Raw genomic sequence first — 19,166 nt, forward strand, 5'->3', positions numbered from 1 at the left:
ATTTGAAAGTGAAGTGTATCCCAAAAACTGGACACAAATATTAAATTTTTACATCATGGATGCTAACCTATAAGTTATAGGTGGCATCCATTTTCTTTACTTTGAATTTTCTTTGTTGTATTTCCCCTTTACAAAATCAACGTTAAAAATATATAATAGTTTCAAGATTTAATAATTATTTAATATAAGGGGTGCTATGTTTACATACGATTTAAATAAATTCTATAAAGATCATTTCAGTGCAATTGTTCTGACAATATACTTTGCGGCATACGGAATCGCAATGTACTTCAATTGCCGTCAATACGCATACTACAGTTGGCTCATTTTGGCTTTCATTGCAATGTATCAGGATTACAAACATCACGAATTTTCCGGTTACTTGGCTTTCGGTGTTTTTGCAACTGCCATACTTAATATGATTTTCGAAATTATATATTTTGTTACTATATTTTCTTCTTTCAGTCTGTTTTTGACATATCTGTTTTTATATGCATTCAGAAAAGATACTCCTACCATATATGCATGCATATGGACTACTTCACTTATTCGGTAATTATATTAATACCCCGCTTGTAGATGTTATAGTTTCAATCGCAAATCCTGAGTTGAGAGAAAAATATCCCGGTCGTATCATTTATTATCTCCCGTCATTAATATTTGCAACAATAGCAATATATCTATTATCTATTTACTTGACCGTAACTACAGGAAAATATTTAGCATTATACATATACTAAAATTTTATGTAAAAATAAAAAAATCAACACATTATAGATATTAAACTTGTAATATCTATTTTAAATAACTGTAAAAATCCGATAAAACTAATATATTTTCTATACATACTTATACATATTAGAAAAATGTTATAATGTTATAAAAATAAAGCCGGATTTAATAGAGTGGGTTCAGCATTTCATATAGAGCCTATCGCATGGAAAATGTCAATACCGTTTAAACTTATACAAAACGATTTAGGCTATTTTGATTTAAATATTTTGAAAGATAAAAAGGCATTGATATGAATGAATGGAAACGATTTAATACTTTATTAGGGTTACTTTTATTATGTAATGTTACATTTATAATTGTTGATATTTTATTTCCGTTAAGGGATTTCTATGGTATAAATTATGATTTAAGATTTTTATGTAAATTATTTATATCTGAATTTTGGATATTTTCTTATTACTTTTTGTATAAAAAAATAAATAGAATTTTAATATATAGATTTATAGTTTCATCTTTGCTTTGGATAAGTGTTTACTATTTATTTTCTTATTTGTTTTATTATGGGACGAAATGGTTTGTTGTATGGATTTTACCTGTAATTGCCGTTTTACTTATTATATTTATTGCTTGTGTTTCAGATTTAGAAAATTTAGGTATTAGCGAGTTTTATATTTTTAAATTAAAATATACTGTTATAGAGATTTTATATAATCTAATTTTTGTATCGGGTATTTTGTTAAGTGCCATACTTTTTGAGGCTATTATATATTTTTTAGGTAAATTAATTTATAAAAAAGTAAAAAAATGTTTGATGCAGAAAGAATAAATTTAAGTTACATGCAAAACAAAGGAAACGAAAAAGAGATAGTACAAACACACACAATGAGCCGGTTCAATGCAAATAAAATAAATCTAAACAGCAATAAAAATACAAATATAACTCAAAGCGAAATAAAAGCCGACAAAGTACAAATATCGGCGGAAAATTTAAACCTTGAAAGTAAACAAGACATAAAAACAAATAAAGAAATACAAAACAATGTAAACATCGGAATAGATATCGACATGCACAAAAACATAAATGTAAAATCGGGAATCGGTAATCAGAAAATCGAAAGCACCTATAAAGCCGTAACTACACAAGCCGGAATATATGCAGGAAAAGACGGCTACGATATAAATGTAAAAAACAAAACGAAATTAACAGGAAGCACCATACAAAGCAAAACCGACAAAAACAGCCTTACAACGGGAACGCTTGAATACAAGCACATACAAAACAAAGCGGAATACAAAACCGACGGACAAGGAATAAATATAAACACAGACAAAAAAGGAAAACTTAACGAAAAAGGAATAACACCGCAGATACACCCGTCACTAAACAAAAAAGAAACAAACGAAACAAAAACTACAATACAAAACGCAAACATACAAATAAGAGACAAAGAGAACCAAAAACAAGACATACAAGAAATACAAACAAATGCAGAAATAAAACTCGAAACACTCAAAGAAATCTACGACAAACAAGAAATTGAAGAACAAAAAGAAATGATAAAAACATTACAAGAAATCGGAAACAAAACAATACACAAAATAGCACAAAAGAACGGTTGGAAAGAAGGAAGCAAAGAAAAACTCCTAATGCACACGGCACTGGGAGCGATAGAAGGAAAACTCACGGGAAACACAGCAACAGGAGCCATTGCCGGAAGTCTGAATGAAGCAATAATAAGCAAAATAGAAAAAGAAAAAGGCAAACAATGGATAAAAGACCACCCCGACACACTCCAATGGATCAGCTACCTGATTGGTGAAACCGTAGACCAAGTAACAAGAGGAAGAACAGGAAAACAAACCGCCGTTGCAGGAACAAAGTGGAACTACTTTGCATTTGAAGAACGAACCGTAAAAGTGGCAAAAATAGGGAAAATATTATTAGAGAGATTAGATAAAAAAGAAATTACAAACAAAGAATTAATACAGATACTAGTAGATTTAAACACTATAATGATAGAACAAGAACCTGAAAAAGGTAATGCAAATGTTTTTTATGCGGAAAATACGGCATCATACAAAAAAGGAATACAATACCTTATGACCAAAGGAATAACAAAAGACAGTGCAATAAGTTTCTTTAAAGAATACAATAGATACCTAAGGGAACAAGACTGGAGTATTATTGAATTAAGAATAAATATAATAAAAAATTCTAAAGGACGAATATATGCATTTGACAGAATAAAAGAAATGCCTACACCTCCGGAAAAATATAATCCGAGCAGTTTCAGTTTAGGAGAAAATTTTGTATCGGAAATTATTTCAAGCAAAGCGGACATGACACCTGAATTGATAGTAATACAATATGTAATAAAGAGTCCTTTAGCTAAAACGGCAGTAAAAATCGGAGGAGTAACTCTACTTATGACAGGATATGAAATGTATCAAGATTATTATAAATATGACGGTTGGAACTTAGGTAAAGCTTGGGTTGCAGATGTTATTCCTACAGGTGGAGCTATATTGGGTGGCGGTATTGGTAATGCTTTGTTACCCGGTGTTGGAGGTATTGGAGGATCTGCCTTAGGTAGTTTAGGAGGAGAATATTTTAAAACTTTACTAAAAGATGATATCCCGACTATAAAAGAAGAACAATCACGTAGGATATATGAAGGTGAAGTAAATGATTAAACTATTTCAGCATATTATATATTCCGGAGATGTTCGTGTATGGGGAATGGTATTAGGATTTATATTTTTTACAAAAGGGGTTATTGTACATTTTTCTAAACAAAAAGATTATAAATTACTACGTTTTATTATAGAAATTCCTTCCATAATATTAGTTCTTTTAGGCTCTCTGATGGCTTTTTTGGGCATGCTAAATATTATTTCTAAAAAATATGCTTTTTTGGGTGTTTTTATATGGGGATTGGCAGGTTTAGCGGCAGCAATATCTTTCTATTTAAAATTAAAAAAATACTCATATATTTTTATTGAAAACGAAGAAAAAAGGAAATCAATAAAAAAATATATAATAATTTATTTAGTTGCAAGTATATTTTATATTTTTATATATTTTTTATTCAATAAAAATTTTGAGTGATTAAAAAACTAAAAAGAGATAGTACAAACATACACAATGAGCCGGTTCAATGCAAATAAAATAAATCTAAAAAGCAATAAAAATACAAATATAACTCAAAGCGAAATAAAAGCCGACAAAGTACAAATATCGGCGGAAAATTTAAACCTTGAAAGTAAACAAGACATAAAAACAAATAAAGAAATACAAAACAATGTAAACATCGGAATAGATATCGACATGCACAAAAACATAAATGTAAAATCGGGAATCGGTAATCAGAAAATCGAAAGCACCTATAAAGCCGTAACTACACAAGCCGGAATATATGCAGGAAAAGACGGATACGACATAAACATAAAAAACAAAACAACATTAAAAGGAAGCACAATACAAAGCAAAGCGAATAAAGACAAAAACAATTTAGTAACGGGAACACTCGAATACAAACACATACAAAACAAAGCCGAATACAAAACCGACGGACAAGGAATAAATATAAACACCGACAAAAAAGGAAAACTGAACGAAAAAGGAATAACACCGCAGATACACCCGTCACTAAACAAAAAAGAAACAAACGAAACAAAAACTACAATACAAAACGCAAACATACAAATAAGAGACAAAGAGAACCAAAAACAAGACATACAAGAAATACAAACAAATGCAGAAATAAAACTCGAAACACTCAAAGAAATCTACGACAAACAAGAAATTGAAGAACAAAAAGAAATGATAAAAACATTACAAGAAATCGGAAACAAAACAATACACAAAATAGCACAAAAGAACGGTTGGAAAGAAGGAAGCAAAGAAAAACTCCTAATGCACACGGCACTGGGAGCGATAGAAGGAAAACTCACGGGAAACACAGCAACAGGAGCCATTGCCGGAAGTCTGAATGAAGCAATAATAAGCAAAATAGAAAAAGAAAAAGGCAAACAATGGATAAAAGACCACCCCGACACCCTTCAATGGATCAGCTACCTGATTGGCGAAACAATAGATCAAATAACAAAAAACAACACAGGAAAACAAACCGCCGTTGCAGGAACTAAATGGAACAGACTTGCATATGAAAACTTTACAATAAACGAAGTGAAAGAAATAATGAAAAAGAAAGACGGAAAACAAATGACTGACAAAGAAATAGTATATCTATTGAAAGATATAATAAACAAAGCAAAAGAAAAAGACCCGAGTGCGGATAAAAGTCAGTACTGGGAACTTGGAAACAAAGAAGCAGTTCAGGCGATAAATGAAACACTCAAAGAACACAATATCTCTGAAAAGAATATAATCGAATTTATGAAAACATCAAAAAACAAAGTAATAGAACTTATACAAGAAGACCTCAAACTTGAAGAAGAATATAAATTAAAACTTGCAAAATATAAAAAAGATGGCACGTCTACCCTTCCTATGGTTTACGTGTACGGAATACGCATCAGATCACCCAAACTTGAAGAAGAATGCGAACACTCAGATTTATACGAAGCGGAAAAAGATTTAAAAAGAAACCTCGAAAAAACATTGAGTGAAAATATGAAAAACAGATTTATAAATCTTGCAGTAAAAGAAAACAAAGCAAGCATGGTTCCTGTAAGTTCTGACACTGCTTGGTTTCTTGCACAATATAGCTTGGATGAATTAAAAACTGTTACTTTTGCATATGATTTATTGAGACATGGTTTAGCGGGTAAAGGACAATCTCAAACTTTCTACAAGGGTTCAACATTAACAAATGATATAGAGGATTCGGATGAATTAACATATAAAGTAAAAGAACTTGCAAAAAATATAAATAACGGAGAAAAGAAAGCGTATTACAGTTCACTCGATTATAATAGAAGCGGCAATTTAAATCGAAAATTAGCATACGGGAAAGTAAAACTTGCAATTGAAATATCGAAAGATAATAACGGCAATATTTCATATAAAGGAATTGTCGGAGATACGTATAATTTTGAATACAATTTTGATTTAGCGTATTATTATAATAAAATTTTTAAAAGTAATTTAAATAATACCGAAAAGAATGAATCCGGCATACTTTCGCATATAGGAACGGAATTTTTAAACAACGGTGCTTATTTTGTTCAAAAATATGGATCATTAATCCCGTATAATTGGACTGCTGAAATAGGCGGTAAATTATGAAAATAAAAAAAATAATTCAGTTTTTCATAATTTGTTTTCTTCTTTTCTTTTCGTACAACATATATAAGGGATATAAAAGTTTTGTGAGAAATCCCGGAGGTTTAAGTGAAAATCAAATAGCTGTTTTTTACGTGGGGAATAATATGAATGAGAGAAATATCTTTATATTATATAATCCCGAGAGGTTTAAATATGAAATGAAAGATGTTTATTTAAAAGAAAGACCTGAAATCAGATGGACTCCGCATTATACTGTTATTGAAAGTGATGTATATGATTATGAAATAGAAAGAAACTTATTTTATGACGATAAAATGTGTTACGTATTAGGACGTGAAGGATTTTGGATTATTCAAGCCGTTCCTTTCAGCATAACCGTTTTAAAAAGAGATTTGTCCGACGAGTACCTAAACAAAAAATTTGACCACCCCATATGGAAAGACGTTCCGATTACAAAATTGAATTCGGAAAAAGATTTGTCCGAAAAAGAGTTTAAAATTTATAAAAAACTGAATAGACGACTAATGTTGAAAAACAAAACTTAATATGTTTCATTATGCATATAAAAGGGTGTATCGTAATGCAAAAAGTTAGATTTTTTTAGCGTAGCAGTTTATATGGCTGCTACGCTATTTTTATGCACCCAAGAGTCTAAGCCTGTATTGCACCGGGCTTAGCCATCCTATAGGTGTTTTAGGATATTCATCTTTTTTGTATTTTTGAACACATTCTTTTTTAAATTTATAATTATATTTCACTAAAAATACCCCCTTTACCGGTTTGTCCGGTAAGGGGGTACATATCAAACAAGACTGTATTTTATTTATGATTTATGCAATTTTTCATCGACTTTGAAAAGAACCATACCGATTATACCGGAAAGGAGAGAAGCGCAAAGTATGGAAAGTTTTGCAACTTCCAAGTGATGAGGAGTATCCATTGCAAGAGATGCGATGAATATCGACATTGTAAATCCGATACCTCCCAATGCGCCGGTTGCAATCAATTGCAATTTACGTGCTTTGCCGGGAATATCTCCCTTGAAAAGTTTTTTGATAAGCATAACCGCACCGCAAATGCCCAAAGGCTTTCCGACACAAAGACCGAGTATAATACCTATACCGATAGGCGAAAATACATCTCCTATACCTCCGCTTACGGAAACACCGGCATTTGCAAGAGCGAAAACCGGCATTACGAAAAATGAAGACCACGGAGCAAGCGTATGCTCAAGTTTTTCAAGCAGTGAATTTTCACCGGCGGGAATTGTAAATCCGAGCAATACACCGGCAATCGTAGGATGAATACCGGCATTCAGGAACGCATACCACGCAACAAGTCCGGCAAGAAGGTAAGGAATAAACGATTTTACCTTCATGCGATTGAAAATGAAAGCGATAAGCAATGCTGCAAGTCCGGACGCAAGAGCGATGAAAGATACATCGGTACTGTAGAAAAGCGCAATAACGATAATTGCACCCAAATCATCCACAATTGCAAGAGCAGTTAAAAACACCACAAGACCGGGAGGTGCATTACGTGCGACAAGCATTATTACACCGAGTGCAAAAGCTATATCGGTCGCCATCGGAATACCCCAACCGCCCGAAGTCGGAAGACCGGCATTAACCGCAAAATAAAGAATTGCCGGTACAATCATACCGCCTATAGCTGCGGTAATCGGCATAATTGTCGCAGAAAGCGACTTCAACTCACCGTAAAGAAACTCATGCTTGATTTCCATACCTACAACAAAGAAAAAGATAACCATCAATCCGTCATTGATCCAATGAAGGAAAGACATTTCAATTCCGAAAGAAGAGAAACCGAGAGTAATTTCCTGATGAAGTAAATGCTCATAACAATATGCGAGCGGAGAATTTGCGATAATAAGAGCCAACACCGCAAAAAACAACAATATCATACCGCCGGCGGCTTCGTGATTTATAAATGAATTAATTAACTTTTTCAAAACATACTCCTTTTTCAAAAAAGGGGAAATCCCGTTAAACAGCAGCTTAATTATATCATAAAAAATAATATATTGATATACTTCAATTTTAGTTATAATAAACAAAAAGTAATATGTATAAAAATCATAAACAAAAAGTCATGAAATAAAAATGCGGAATAAATATTTCAAAAACAAAAATGAAATTGCACTTGAACGTAATGAAAAATAAAAGTATAAATGCAACTAAACGTGTACGAAATATTGTAAATCTTCTAAAATTTAAAGACAATTCAATTTGTTTTGTGTATACTGTATAAAAAGTATTTACAGAAAAAGGAGCATATATGCAAGTTCGCAGAGCAAAAAAAAGCGATGAAAAGTCAATAGAAGCGTTATGGGATTATTGTTTTGAAAAAAGAGGAGAACCGTTTTTTGATTGGTACTTCAACGGAATATGTGACATAAAAGACGTTTTGATCGGTGAAGAAAACGGTAAAGCTGCATGCAACTTACACTGCAGACCCTATAAAATACGATTGAGAAACGAAATATTCAATGTAGACTACCTTGTCGGACTTGCCACACATCCTGCCGCACGAGGAAAAGGATACGCAAAAGAAATCATACGCTCGGCACTTCGTCTTGCGTGCAAAAAAGGACAGGCGATTACAATACTTATGCCGTCCGATGCATCAATTTACTATCCTTTAGGATTCGGATTTTATGCCTTTCAATGGGAAAGAAGTGCAAGACCCGAAGATTTGAAAAAAATATCCGAGCGTGCATTTAAAACGCAAACGATAGAAGATACAAAAGAATGGAAAACATTGGATTTCATATACAGAACATATACAAAAGATTTTGAAGGTTGTACAGTGCGAGATGAAAAAGCATGGAAAAACCGCATAGAAGGACAACTTCAAGAAGGATACATTGCAATAATGTATGACGAAGAAAATCCATGCGGATACATTTTCTATGCAATAGTCGAAAACTCCATTATATGCAACGAAATCGCATTCACAAACGAATATGGCAGACGTGGAATTTATGCATACATGGCATCACATATAGGGCAAGTCGAAAAATGCACATGGTACGAACCGATAAGCGACACATCATACCTCTACTGGAATGACGGTGCCGAACACCAATACATAGAAAACCGTACATTTCCATTCATGATGATGCGTATAAACGATCCGGTAATGGCAATTGACGGACTTCCGTGCAATCCTTTGCTCGAAGGAAGTCTGAGCTTTATAGTGACTGACCCCTTCCTTTCGGAAAACAACGGAATTTACCATCTTCGTGCAAGAAACGGATACATACACGCAGTAAAAGAAGACGTACTCTATGATCTGAAACTTCACATAGAAGAAATATCCGGACTGAAAATGGGAGACCAAGTACCCGAACCGTATTTTTGCATAAAAATCGGAGACCTTTCACAACTGCTTGCAGGAACGACAGATCTCAAAACACTTTCGGAAAAAGGACGTATAAAATGGTTGACGGAAGAAGAACAAGACAAGAGATCTGCGATACTTTTCTGTGAAAATATGTTTCCGCACGCAAAAACATGGATAAGTGAATGGTACTGAAAACAATGAAAGAAAAGAAATACTTCACATACATGCTGAGATGCTGCGACAACAGTTTGTACAGCGGATACACAACCGACCTTCAAAAACGACTTGAAACGCACAACGAAGGAAAAGGAGCGAAATACACAAGAAGCAGACTTCCCGTCACGCTCGTATGGTACAAAGAATGGAAAGACGAACACACTGCAAGAAGTGAAGAAATAAAAATGAAAAGACTCACAAAAGAACAAAAAGAAGAAAAAATAAAAAAATTCGGAAAGGCGACAGAATGAATTCATCTGTATTGAAAGCGAAAAAACTGACGGAATCATCATTGGCAGCGGCAATATCGGCAATACTCGTACTTTTGAAACTCATAGCACCGTTCTTCGTATTCATCACGATGCTGATATCCCCCGTTCCGATAGCTATAATATGCGCATTCAGCGGAATGAAATGGGGAATTGCGACATCGGTAATAGTAGTACTTCTGGTAAACCTCATCGGCGGACCGGAAATAGGACTCACAACGGCATTCTATGCGGCGGCACTGGGCCTTGCAATGGGATACGCATTTCACAAAAAATGGTCCTACGTAAAAACACTGCACATCACCGCACTTGCATACATAATCGAAATGAGTTACAAAATAATATTCTCAATCTACATACTGGGAATAAAAGACATACTTACAACATCCATAGAAAGACTTGTAAAAATAATAAAATTCATCTGGATACCGCTCGCACAAATGACAGGCTTCGATCCGGATCCGGCAAAATCGGTAAATACGACATCCGGAATAATAGCCGTAACGGTAATATTCATAATAAACGCATATTGCTATGCATATTTCAATCAGGAAATAGGAAGAGAAATATACAAAAAACTGAAAGAAGCATTAAGAAGATAAAAAGAACCTTATCGACGATACTCAAAAGAGAAATCGAAGATAAAGTTCTTTTTTTGACAAATTTCAGAAAAATATATACAATGTATTTATGATGTATATAGGAGGTAAGTATGGAACAGGCAACAATTAATTTTCGTATAGATAAAAATATAAAAAAGAATATGGAAAAAGCATGTAAAAGTATGGGACTTACCATGACGGCGGCATTTACTTTATTTGCGGTAAAAGTTGCACGTGAAAATCGAATCCCGTTTATGATAGAAGCGGATCCTTTTTATAATGAAAAAAATATGAAAAGACTTAAAAAATCTATAGAACAACTTGAAAACGGAAAGGGAACAATTCACGAGGTGGAGTTCTATGATTAAATCGTGGTCTGACGAAGCATGGGAGGACTTCAATTATTGGATAAAACAAGATAAGAAAACATTGAAAAGAATTTTGATGTTGTTGAAAGATATAGACAGAAATTTGTACGAAGGAATTGGAAATCCCGAACCGTTGAAAGGCAATTTTTCAGGGTATTGGAGCAGGAGAATTGACAGTAAAAATCGTATAGTATATAAAATAAAAAACGATACCGTTTTAATAGCACAATGCGGTTCCCATTATAGAGACAAGTAAAAAGAACCTTATCGACGATACTCAAAAGAGAAATCGAAGATAAAGTTCTTTTTTATTTAAGTCTTTATATTTCTAAATGAAAATCATCTGTACGGAAATCATGTAAACAATTGTACCGACAACCATTGAAATCATCATATTTTTCTTATAAAGATGAACTGCAACCGTTACCGCGATACCTATGATTTCCGGTATACCATAAGGATACCTGCAAACGGGAGTATTTCTCAAACAATATACAACAATCATACCGAAAACCGCACCGGGGAGAACCTTTCCCAAGTACTCCATATAAGGCGGCAGCGGCTTATCCGGCTTGAAAATCAAAAAAGGAACAACTCTGGTGGCAATTGTAACGACGGCACAAATCGCTATAACTGCAATTTGCTGATAAAGGGGCATACTTGTCATTTTTCATACCTCTTTTCAATTTGTTTACGGAAAATTGTAAGTAACGCTACAAGAGCAATCATAGTCGGAATTGTAAACGAATCGGCACCGAAAATAACAAGACAAATCGCCGAAACGAAAAGACCCATGTATGAAGATAACTTACTTCTTTCATTTCTCATATGATTTAAGAATATTACGATAAACAACGTAACGATTACAAAACTCAAACCGTTTGTATTGAACGTAATGAGATTACTTAAAAGACCGCCGAGAAAAGCTCCGCTTACCCAATATATATACAAAAGCAACGAAATCCATAAATAAAACCATGAACGATCCACATCCTTGGGAATGCGTGCCGAATAATTCAAAGCGAAAGCCTCGTCACTGAGCCAAAAAAGTAAAAACGGTTTTTTCCTACCCGTTCCTCTGTACTTCTCCAAAAGAGAAAGACCGTAAAAAAGATGCCTTGCCTGAATTATAAAAGCAATCAAAGCCGTTTCCAAAGGAGCGAAAGAAGAAAGGAGCATTGAAACGGTTACAAACTCCAAAGACCCGCCGTAAATAATTGCCGCCATAAGTGTAGGATAAATAAAACTGAACCCCATTGAATGCATGTAAACACCGTAAGAAATACCCACAAACCAAAAACCGGCAAAAAGAGGTATAGTATACGGAAAAGCCTCCTCAAAAGCCGTAAATGCCGTACTCTTATGCAATATAACGCCCCCTTCGGTCTGTAAAATAAAACATGAAAGTGCCTACAGGAAAAAACGATTTATTCACTTTGAACTCAATCGAAAATTTTATAAAACAAGTAAAAACCTTCGTAAAAATGTATATAAAATTGTAATACATTCTTGCAAAACAGTAAAGAGATAAAGATAAAAAACAAAATGAATGTTTACAAAGAAATGTTGTATAATATACACAAAATTGAAAGAGGACAATATGCGAAACTATGACGAAGGACTTCTCGAACCGGCGAAATATTACAGAGAACAATTAAAAGACAAATTCAAAAACGAAACGGAAAAATATTTTGACGAACTCGTAAAAAAATCCGGTTTGAATATAGAAGAAAACAGAAAACTTATAAAAGAATATGACGAACTCTACCAAGATAGTCAAAAACTTTCGAATGCGAAAAAAAGTCGGGAAAATATTTTCGGACTATTTGCACTCTGTCTTTTTATTGCAATCGGAACAGGACTTTGGTTTTACTTTATCGACAAAAATCAAAATCCTATAAACTACATAATTATTCTGATTGTAATAATCTTAAGTATTATAGGAGCGATAAACTTCAAAAAGAAAGCCGAAATTTTCGCAAACCTTTTGCAACAAAAAGAAGAAAACCTCATGCAAAAACAAAGAGAAGCATACAAACAAATGTATCCTTTGAACTCGCTGTTTCATAGAGAAACGACACACTTTCTCATACGAAAAGTAATCCCGTTCATAAATTTGGACTACAACTTCAATATGAAACGCTTTGAACAACTTGTAACAAAATACAACCTATACGAAACGAAAAATGAAGACTACTCCACACTCGATCTCCTCTCGGGAGATATTCTGGGAAATCCGTTCGTATTCATAAAAGAACTCGTACACAGCATAGGCACATACACATACACCGGACAAAGAACAGTATCATACACCGTATACACCACCGACTCACAAGGGAAAAGACACTCAAGAACCGTCTATCAGACACTCACGGCAAGCGTAGAAAAACCCGGACCCTACTACAACGAACAAACGACACTCGTATACGGAAACGATGCTGCGGCAAACCTTACATTCTCACGCATTCCTCATAGCAAAAAAACTACACTCTTCGATATAAAACAAAAAATTTTAAAAATAAGAGAAATGACCACAGACGGAAAAATACAAGGAATGTCAAACGAAGAATTTGATGCGACATTCAACGCACAAAACCGAAACAACGAAGTAGAATTCCGCCTTCTCTTCACACCGCTCGCACAACAAAACTTCAAAGAAATATTTGAAAACTCCCCATATGGAGATGATTTCATATTCAGAAAAAACCGGAAAATAAACGAAATAGAAGCAAAACATACGAGAAACTGGGTAATGGACACAACACCGGAAAACTACATAGACTTCTCATATGATCGAACACGCGAAAAATTCATAAACTACAACTGCGAATACTTTGAGCATATGTTCGCATCATTCATGCCGCTGCTTTCAATCCCCTTGTACCAACAAATGAAATCAAGCGAATACATCTACAAAAAACGCTACAACTATAACTGCAACACATACCTTATGGAAATGCTTGCAAACCTTCTTGACATAAATCTGCTCAAACCGGCAAACGCGGTAAATGTACGAACAATGTTGAAAACACGCATACGAGAAGAAAAAAATGAAAGCGACATCGTAGAAATAACCGCACACTCATACAAAACAAAAACTCACACAGACTACATACCGAGAATGGCGGGGAACGGACGAATTTACTCCGTACCGGTACAATGGGAAGAATACATACCGATACAAAAAACAACACAAATGGAAATAAAAAAAGTAAACACCGACGCAAGCGAAAATGATATTATAAAAATAGCAAACGAATGCGAACTGAACAAAACAAAAGGAAGAAAAATATACAAAGACTACTACACCGCACAAATTTATACGAAAAAGAGGTAAAAAAATGGCAAATCAATTAGACGAAATGAACAGCGAAATAATGAAAGAAGGACGAGAAATACACGTTATACCCAAACAAATCGCAGTAACCGCGACAAGCGGCGAAAAAATATTACCCTACATAGTAATACTCGTAGGAATACTACTCATCGCATACGGAATATACTCCAAAGACTACATAGTAGGAGCAATCGGCCTCGTCATAGGAATATACCCGTGGTTGGCAATGGGAAAAATCAGCGCACACTTCAACGCAATGGAACAAAGAATACAAACGGCAGCATCCGAAATAGACAACTACATGGAACAAAGAGTAATAATACTTGAAAACCTTGCAAAACTCGTAGAAAAATCCATCAATACCGATGAAAAAATATTAACCGATATAGCAAAATACAGAAGCGGAAACATCACAGACGAAACAAGAAACGAAGCCGACAGAAAAATGAACATTGCAACCAAAAACATAAACATAGCACTCGAAAACTACCCCGAACTCAAAAGCCAAGACACCATACAAGATGCAATACAACAAAACTCATACCTGCAAAGAGAAATCACTGCGGCAAGAACACTCTACAACGATGCGGTAAACACATGGAACAGAGAAATATTCGAATTCCCGCTGAAAAAAATAGTAGCGGCAAAAGAAGGCAGAACAACACGCATACCGTTCATCGCAAACGAAGAAATAAAACAAAAATCAAAAGAAGTATTCTTCTGAAAAAAGAAAAATTGAAAAAATTTTCATAAAAAACACAAAAGGACGTATGAATTTATTTTGTACGTTCTTTTTATTTTTACAAATATTTTTGTTTTTGATGTGCAATTCTTCTTTCGTTTTTTATTCGGAATTTTTCCTTGAAATTTTTTGTGTATGTTTTTATTTGTGCGTGTTTTTATATAAGGTTTTATAGTGCGTTTTGTTGTGCGTGGTATTTTTTTGTTTATTGTGTTATTATTATTTCAGTATGTTTATGGGAAAGAGGTTCATTTGATAAATATTTTTTTAGCAAATAACGTTTTTCGTTTAAAATTTAATATGAAAAAACAGAATGTCAATTTATTCTAGAAGTTGACATATATTTGTCGTGGTGGTAAAATATTCTTTTGTAATGAATTTTATTTTGCAGAAAGAGGTTTACAGATAAAAAAGCAAGGTTTATAGTGTGAGGACCTTGCTTCGTTTTTTCATCTGATATCGGTGTTGTGTAGAAAGGGTGAGGCACGGAATGCCCAAGAGCAAAATGTTCAGACCTGTTCAGGTCGGTAAGAGAAAGAGATATACTTACGCGAGGTCGCAAGAGGTTCTGGAAATGCCCCATTTGTTGGATCTTCAGACTCGTTCTTATGATTGGTTTAAGGCTGAAGGTTTGAAGGATGTATTTGCGGATATTTCTCCGATCGAAGACGGTGCACATAAGTGGGCACTGTATTTCGGTAGTTATTCTTTCGGTGAGGAAAAATATAATATTGAGGAGTGTAAGTCTCGAGATGCGACTTATTGTGCTCCGCTTCATGTGCAGGTGCGTTTGGTAAATAAGGAGAGCGGTGAAATCAAGGAACATGAGCTTTTCATGGGTGATTTCCCGATTATGACCGATACCGGTACATTTATTATCAACGGTGCGGAACGTGTTATCGTTTCTCAGCTTGTTCGTTCTCCGGGTGTGTATTACAAGAAAGAGTTGGATACTTTCGGTAAGGAAATTTACAATGCGCAGATTATTCCTAATCGCGGTGCTTGGATTGAACTTGAGACGGATGCCGGCGGTGTGATTTCCGTACGTATCGACAGAAATCGTAAGATGCCTGTGACCGTACTTGTTCGTGCGTTGGGTTATTCTTCGAATGATGAAATTTTGAATTTGTTCGATCACGATATTCATATTATCAAGACTTTGGAGAAGGATTCGACTACTTCTACCGAGGAGGCTTTGCTTGAAATTTACAGAAAGCTTCGTCCGGGTGAACCGGCTACCGTTGAGAGCGGTACTACTCTTTTGAATAATTTCTTTTACGATCCTCGCCGTTATGATTTAGCGAAGGTCGGACGTTATAAGTTGAATAAGAAGTTGTCTTGGAAGAATCGTTTGCTCGGCAATCGTACCGAGGGACCGATTGTAAATACCGAGACGGGCGAGATTGTTATCGATGCCGATTCTTATATCGACAAGGAAGCTATAGAGCTTTTGGATAAGAGCGGTGTTTTTGCAAATACCGATCAGGTTGAGGTTATGACTCAGAAGGAAGACGGTACTCCTGTAAAGGTTATTTGTTCTTCCGGTAACAGAGAGGATAATTTCCGTATTTTGGAACGTGCGGATATTATCGCTTATATAGATTATCTTTTGAATATGATGCAGGGTTACGGTTCCGTGGATGATATAGATCATTTGGGAAATCGTCGTGTTCGCTGTGTGGGCGAGTTGCTTCAGAATCAGTTCCGTATAGGTCTTTCCCGTATGGAGCGTGTTGTTCGTGAGCGTATGACTACTCAGGATCAGGACAAGATGACTCCTCAGGTGCTTGTAAATATTCGTCCGGTTGTTGCCGCTATTAAGGAATTTTTCGGCAGCAGTCAGTTGTCTCAGTTTATGGATCAGACGAATCCTTTGGCGGAGCTTACTCATAAGCGTCGTCTTTCGGCTTTGGGTCCGGGCGGTCTTTCTCGTGAACGTGCAGGTTTCGAAGTTCGTGACGTGCATTATTCTCACTATGGACGTATGTGTCCGGTTGAAACTCCTGAAGGTCCTAATATCGGGCTTATTTCGTCTTTGTCCAATTACGGTATTATCAACAAGTACGGTTTGATTGAAACTCCGTATCGCCTTATAGATAAGAAGGCTCATCGTGTAACGAATGAGTGCAAGTACTATACTGCGGATGTCGAGGATTCTCTTGTAATTGCTCAGGCGAGTGAACCTTTGGATGATGAGGGACGTTTTGTACATAAAAATGTAGCAAGTCGTCATGGTGCGGATGTTTTGGAAGCAGATTCCGCAGAAGTTGATTTGATGGACGTTTCTCCTAAGCAGGTCGTTTCTATCGGTACGTCTTTGATTCCTTTCTTGGAACACGATGACACGAACCGTGCATTGATGGGTGCGAACATGCAGCGTCAGGCCGTTCCGCTTTTGCGTCCGGAAGCTCCTCTTGTAGGTACCGGTATGGAATGGGTTGCAGCTCAGGACTCCGGCGTTTGTCTTTTGGCAAAACGTTCCGGTGTGGTTGAAAGAGTTACAGGAAAGAAGATTATCGTGCGTGCGGATAACGGTGAGCTTGATACTTATGAGCTTACCAAGTTCTTGCGTTCAAACCAGTCTACCTGTATAAATCAGCGTCCTCTTGTTTACAAGGGAGATCGTGTTGAAACCGGTTCGACTTTGGCTGACGGTATGGCTACCGACGGCGGTGAACTTGCATTGGGTCACAACGTTTTGGTTGCGTTCGTTTCTTGGGAAGGTTACAACCACGAAGACGCAGTTTTGATTTCAGAACGTTTGTGCAAGGATGATTTGTACACTTCAATCCATATTGAAGAATACGAATGTGATGCCAGAGATACGAAGCTCGGCGAAGAAGAAATTACACGTCAGTTGTCTTCCGTAAGTGAAGATGCCGTTCGTTACTTGGATGAAAACGGTATTATTATGGTCGGCGCAGATGTACGTCCGGGGGATATTTTGGTAGGTAAGGTTACTCCTAAGGGTGAAACCGAACTTACTCCGGAAGAACGTCTTTTGCGTGCGATTTTCGGCGACAAGGAACGTGAAGTGCGTGATACATCTCTTCGTGTACCGCACGGTGAATTCGGTAAAGTTGTCGATGTCAAGGTGTTTACACGTGAAAACGGAGATGAATTGGCTCCGGGTGTAAATAAGCTTGTACGTGTTTATATAGCTCAAAAACGTAAAATTCGTGAAGGTGACAAGATGGCAGGTCGTCACGGTAACAAGTGCGTATGTTCACGCATTTTGCCGGTAGAAGATATGCCGTTCACTCCGGACGGTCGTCCTGTGGATTTGGTATTGAATCCGTTGGGTGTTCCTTCCCGAATGAATATCGGTCAGATTTTGGAAATACACTTGTCTTGGGCATGTCACATGCTCGGTGAAGAAATCAAGAAAAATCCGAAGGAAGTTGAAAAGAGACTTCGTGCTTTGGGTTATGATTTCGACAAGTACGGAATGCCCGAACCGGATGAATCCGGAATTCATATCGCAACACCGGTATTTGACGGTTGTCGTGATGAAGATTTGGCAGCAACTTTGAAAGCTGCAGGTTTACCGGAAACGGGTAAGAGTGTTATCTATGACGGACGTACCGGCGAGAAGTTGGACGGTCCGGTTACAATCGGTTGGAAGTACATGCTTAAACTCCACCACTTGGTAGATGACAAAATTCACGCACGTTCCACAGGTCCTTACTCACTTGTTACACAGCAGCCGCTCGGAGGTAAAGCTCAGTTCGGCGGACAGCGTTTCGGTGAAATGGAAGTTTGGGCATTGGAAGCATACGGTGCGGCATATACATTGCAGGAAATTTTGACAGTTAAGTCCGATGATGTCGTAGGACGTGTAAAGGCTTACGAAAAGATTGTAAAGGGTCAGAATATTCCTTCTCCGGGAGTTCCGGAATCGTTCAAAGTATTGATGAAAGAATTGCAGTCAATCGGTTTGGATGTTCGTGTATTGAATGAAAACGGTGACGATGTAATTTTGAAGGAATTGGACGAAAACGAATATGATTCCGGCAATGAGCATGAAAAGCTTTATAAAGCTCCGGAAGAAAATAAAGAAGAAAAAGAAGATATAAAGAAACTTATTGAAGGTGATGATGCGCTCATTCACTCACGCTCGGTATTTGAAACAGGTATGTCGGGTGAAAACGTTGTAGAAAACAACGATGTGGCATCATTCAACGATGTGCAAAATATGGATACGGATGCGCCGTCCGACGGCGGATTCGTACCGGGTGATTTTGAATCTGACGACGGTCAGGATTCATAAGTACGGAAAG

The 19,166-nt window shown here is 36.0% G+C and carries 19 protein-coding genes; 15 read left to right on the forward strand and 4 right to left on the reverse strand.

Going from position 1 to position 19,166, the window contains the following annotated elements; genetic code table 11:
* Positions 1-196 precede the first annotated feature (196 nt).
* From P6922_RS03660 to P6922_RS03690, 7 genes are all read left to right on the forward strand, one after another.
* Positions 197-556 (forward strand): hypothetical protein, encoded by a 360-nt coding sequence (locus P6922_RS03660; RefSeq protein WP_276874393.1) that lies wholly within the window; start codon positions 197-199, stop codon positions 554-556.
* Positions 557-905: 349 nt separating this feature from the next.
* A complete protein-coding gene (locus tag P6922_RS03665) occupies positions 906-1,028 on the forward strand; it encodes a hypothetical protein (protein WP_276874394.1) in 123 nt (40 codons plus the stop codon).
* Positions 1,025-1,561, forward strand: a complete 537-nt coding sequence (locus P6922_RS03670) for a hypothetical protein (protein WP_276874397.1) — start codon at positions 1,025-1,027, stop codon at positions 1,559-1,561. Before P6922_RS03665 ends, P6922_RS03670 begins: the two co-directional genes overlap by 4 nt.
* Entirely contained in the window at positions 1,540-3,429 is a 1,890-nt protein-coding gene (locus P6922_RS03675) for a hemagglutinin repeat-containing protein (protein ID WP_276874400.1), read from the forward strand. Before P6922_RS03670 ends, P6922_RS03675 begins: the two co-directional genes overlap by 22 nt.
* Complete coding sequence (locus P6922_RS03680; protein ID WP_276874403.1) at positions 3,422-3,844, forward strand: hypothetical protein; 423 nt, start codon at positions 3,422-3,424, stop codon at positions 3,842-3,844. Before P6922_RS03675 ends, P6922_RS03680 begins: the two co-directional genes overlap by 8 nt.
* Positions 3,845-3,880: 36 nt before the next feature.
* The gene (locus tag P6922_RS03685; RefSeq protein WP_276874405.1) at positions 3,881-5,986 is read left to right on the forward strand and encodes a hypothetical protein; all 2,106 of its coding nucleotides are present in this window, start codon (positions 3,881-3,883) and stop codon (positions 5,984-5,986) included.
* Positions 5,987-6,183: 197 nt separating this feature from the next.
* Positions 6,184-6,531 carry a hypothetical protein gene (locus P6922_RS03690; protein WP_276874407.1) on the forward strand — a complete coding sequence of 116 codons (348 nt, stop codon included), beginning with the start codon at positions 6,184-6,186 and terminating at the stop codon, positions 6,529-6,531.
* A 90-nt stretch (positions 6,532-6,621) separates the two neighbouring features.
* Here P6922_RS03690 and P6922_RS03695 read toward each other — a convergent pair whose 3' ends face one another.
* Both P6922_RS03695 and nhaA read right to left on the reverse strand, forming a co-directional pair.
* Positions 6,622-6,744 (reverse strand): hypothetical protein, encoded by a 123-nt coding sequence (locus P6922_RS03695; protein WP_276874408.1) that lies wholly within the window; start codon positions 6,742-6,744, stop codon positions 6,622-6,624.
* Between the two features lie 65 nt (positions 6,745-6,809).
* A complete protein-coding gene (nhaA, locus tag P6922_RS03700) occupies positions 6,810-7,958 on the reverse strand; it encodes a Na+/H+ antiporter NhaA (protein ID WP_276874410.1) in 1,149 nt (382 codons plus the stop codon).
* 326 nt (positions 7,959-8,284) lie between these two features.
* Here nhaA and P6922_RS03705 point away from each other — a divergent pair, with 326 nt between their 5' ends.
* The 5 genes from P6922_RS03705 (at position 8,285) to P6922_RS03725 (ending at position 11,063) form a co-directional block, all read left to right on the forward strand.
* Complete coding sequence (locus P6922_RS03705) at positions 8,285-9,544, forward strand: GNAT family N-acetyltransferase (protein ID WP_276874413.1); 1,260 nt, start codon at positions 8,285-8,287, stop codon at positions 9,542-9,544.
* Positions 9,535-9,819: a GIY-YIG nuclease family protein gene (locus P6922_RS03710; RefSeq protein WP_100069152.1), complete on the forward strand. Its 285-nt coding sequence runs from the start codon at positions 9,535-9,537 to the stop codon at positions 9,817-9,819. The genes P6922_RS03705 and P6922_RS03710 overlap by 10 nt, the downstream gene beginning before the upstream one ends.
* Positions 9,816-10,439, forward strand: a complete 624-nt coding sequence (locus tag P6922_RS03715) for a DUF2232 domain-containing protein (RefSeq protein ID WP_007554627.1) — start codon at positions 9,816-9,818, stop codon at positions 10,437-10,439. The genes P6922_RS03710 and P6922_RS03715 overlap by 4 nt, the downstream gene beginning before the upstream one ends.
* Before the next feature lie 110 nt (positions 10,440-10,549).
* Positions 10,550-10,807, forward strand: a complete 258-nt coding sequence (locus P6922_RS03720; RefSeq protein WP_007555971.1) for a type II toxin-antitoxin system RelB/DinJ family antitoxin — start codon at positions 10,550-10,552, stop codon at positions 10,805-10,807.
* Complete coding sequence (locus P6922_RS03725; RefSeq protein ID WP_007554638.1) at positions 10,800-11,063, forward strand: Txe/YoeB family addiction module toxin; 264 nt, start codon at positions 10,800-10,802, stop codon at positions 11,061-11,063. Before P6922_RS03720 ends, P6922_RS03725 begins: the two co-directional genes overlap by 8 nt.
* A gap of 72 nt (positions 11,064-11,135) precedes the next feature.
* Here P6922_RS03725 and P6922_RS03730 read toward each other — a convergent pair whose 3' ends face one another.
* Positions 11,136-11,474, reverse strand: a complete 339-nt coding sequence (locus P6922_RS03730) for a branched-chain amino acid transporter permease (RefSeq protein ID WP_276874415.1) — start codon at positions 11,472-11,474, stop codon at positions 11,136-11,138.
* On the reverse strand, positions 11,471-12,175 hold the full coding sequence (locus tag P6922_RS03735; protein WP_276874418.1) for an AzlC family ABC transporter permease: 705 nt from the start codon (positions 12,173-12,175) through the stop codon (positions 11,471-11,473). Before P6922_RS03735 ends, P6922_RS03730 begins: the two co-directional genes overlap by 4 nt.
* A gap of 232 nt (positions 12,176-12,407) precedes the next feature.
* Between P6922_RS03735 and P6922_RS03740 the strand changes: the two genes are divergently transcribed.
* The 3 genes from P6922_RS03740 to rpoB all read left to right on the forward strand — a co-directional run bounded on the left by P6922_RS03740 (position 12,408) and on the right by rpoB (position 19,156).
* Positions 12,408-14,144, forward strand: coding sequence for an MAG1210 family protein (locus tag P6922_RS03740; RefSeq protein WP_276874421.1), 1,737 nt, complete (start codon positions 12,408-12,410; stop codon positions 14,142-14,144).
* Between the two features lie 4 nt (positions 14,145-14,148).
* Positions 14,149-14,868, forward strand: coding sequence for a LemA family protein (locus P6922_RS03745; protein ID WP_276874423.1), 720 nt, complete (start codon positions 14,149-14,151; stop codon positions 14,866-14,868).
* A gap of 523 nt (positions 14,869-15,391) precedes the next feature.
* A complete protein-coding gene (rpoB, locus tag P6922_RS03750; RefSeq protein ID WP_485442257.1) occupies positions 15,392-19,156 on the forward strand; it encodes a DNA-directed RNA polymerase subunit beta in 3,765 nt (1,254 codons plus the stop codon).
* Positions 19,157-19,166: the final 10 nt, after the last annotated feature.

The sequence above is a fragment of the Dialister micraerophilus genome (assembly GCF_947090205.1).
GTDB lineage: Bacteria > Bacillota > Negativicutes > Veillonellales > Dialisteraceae > Dialister > Dialister micraerophilus.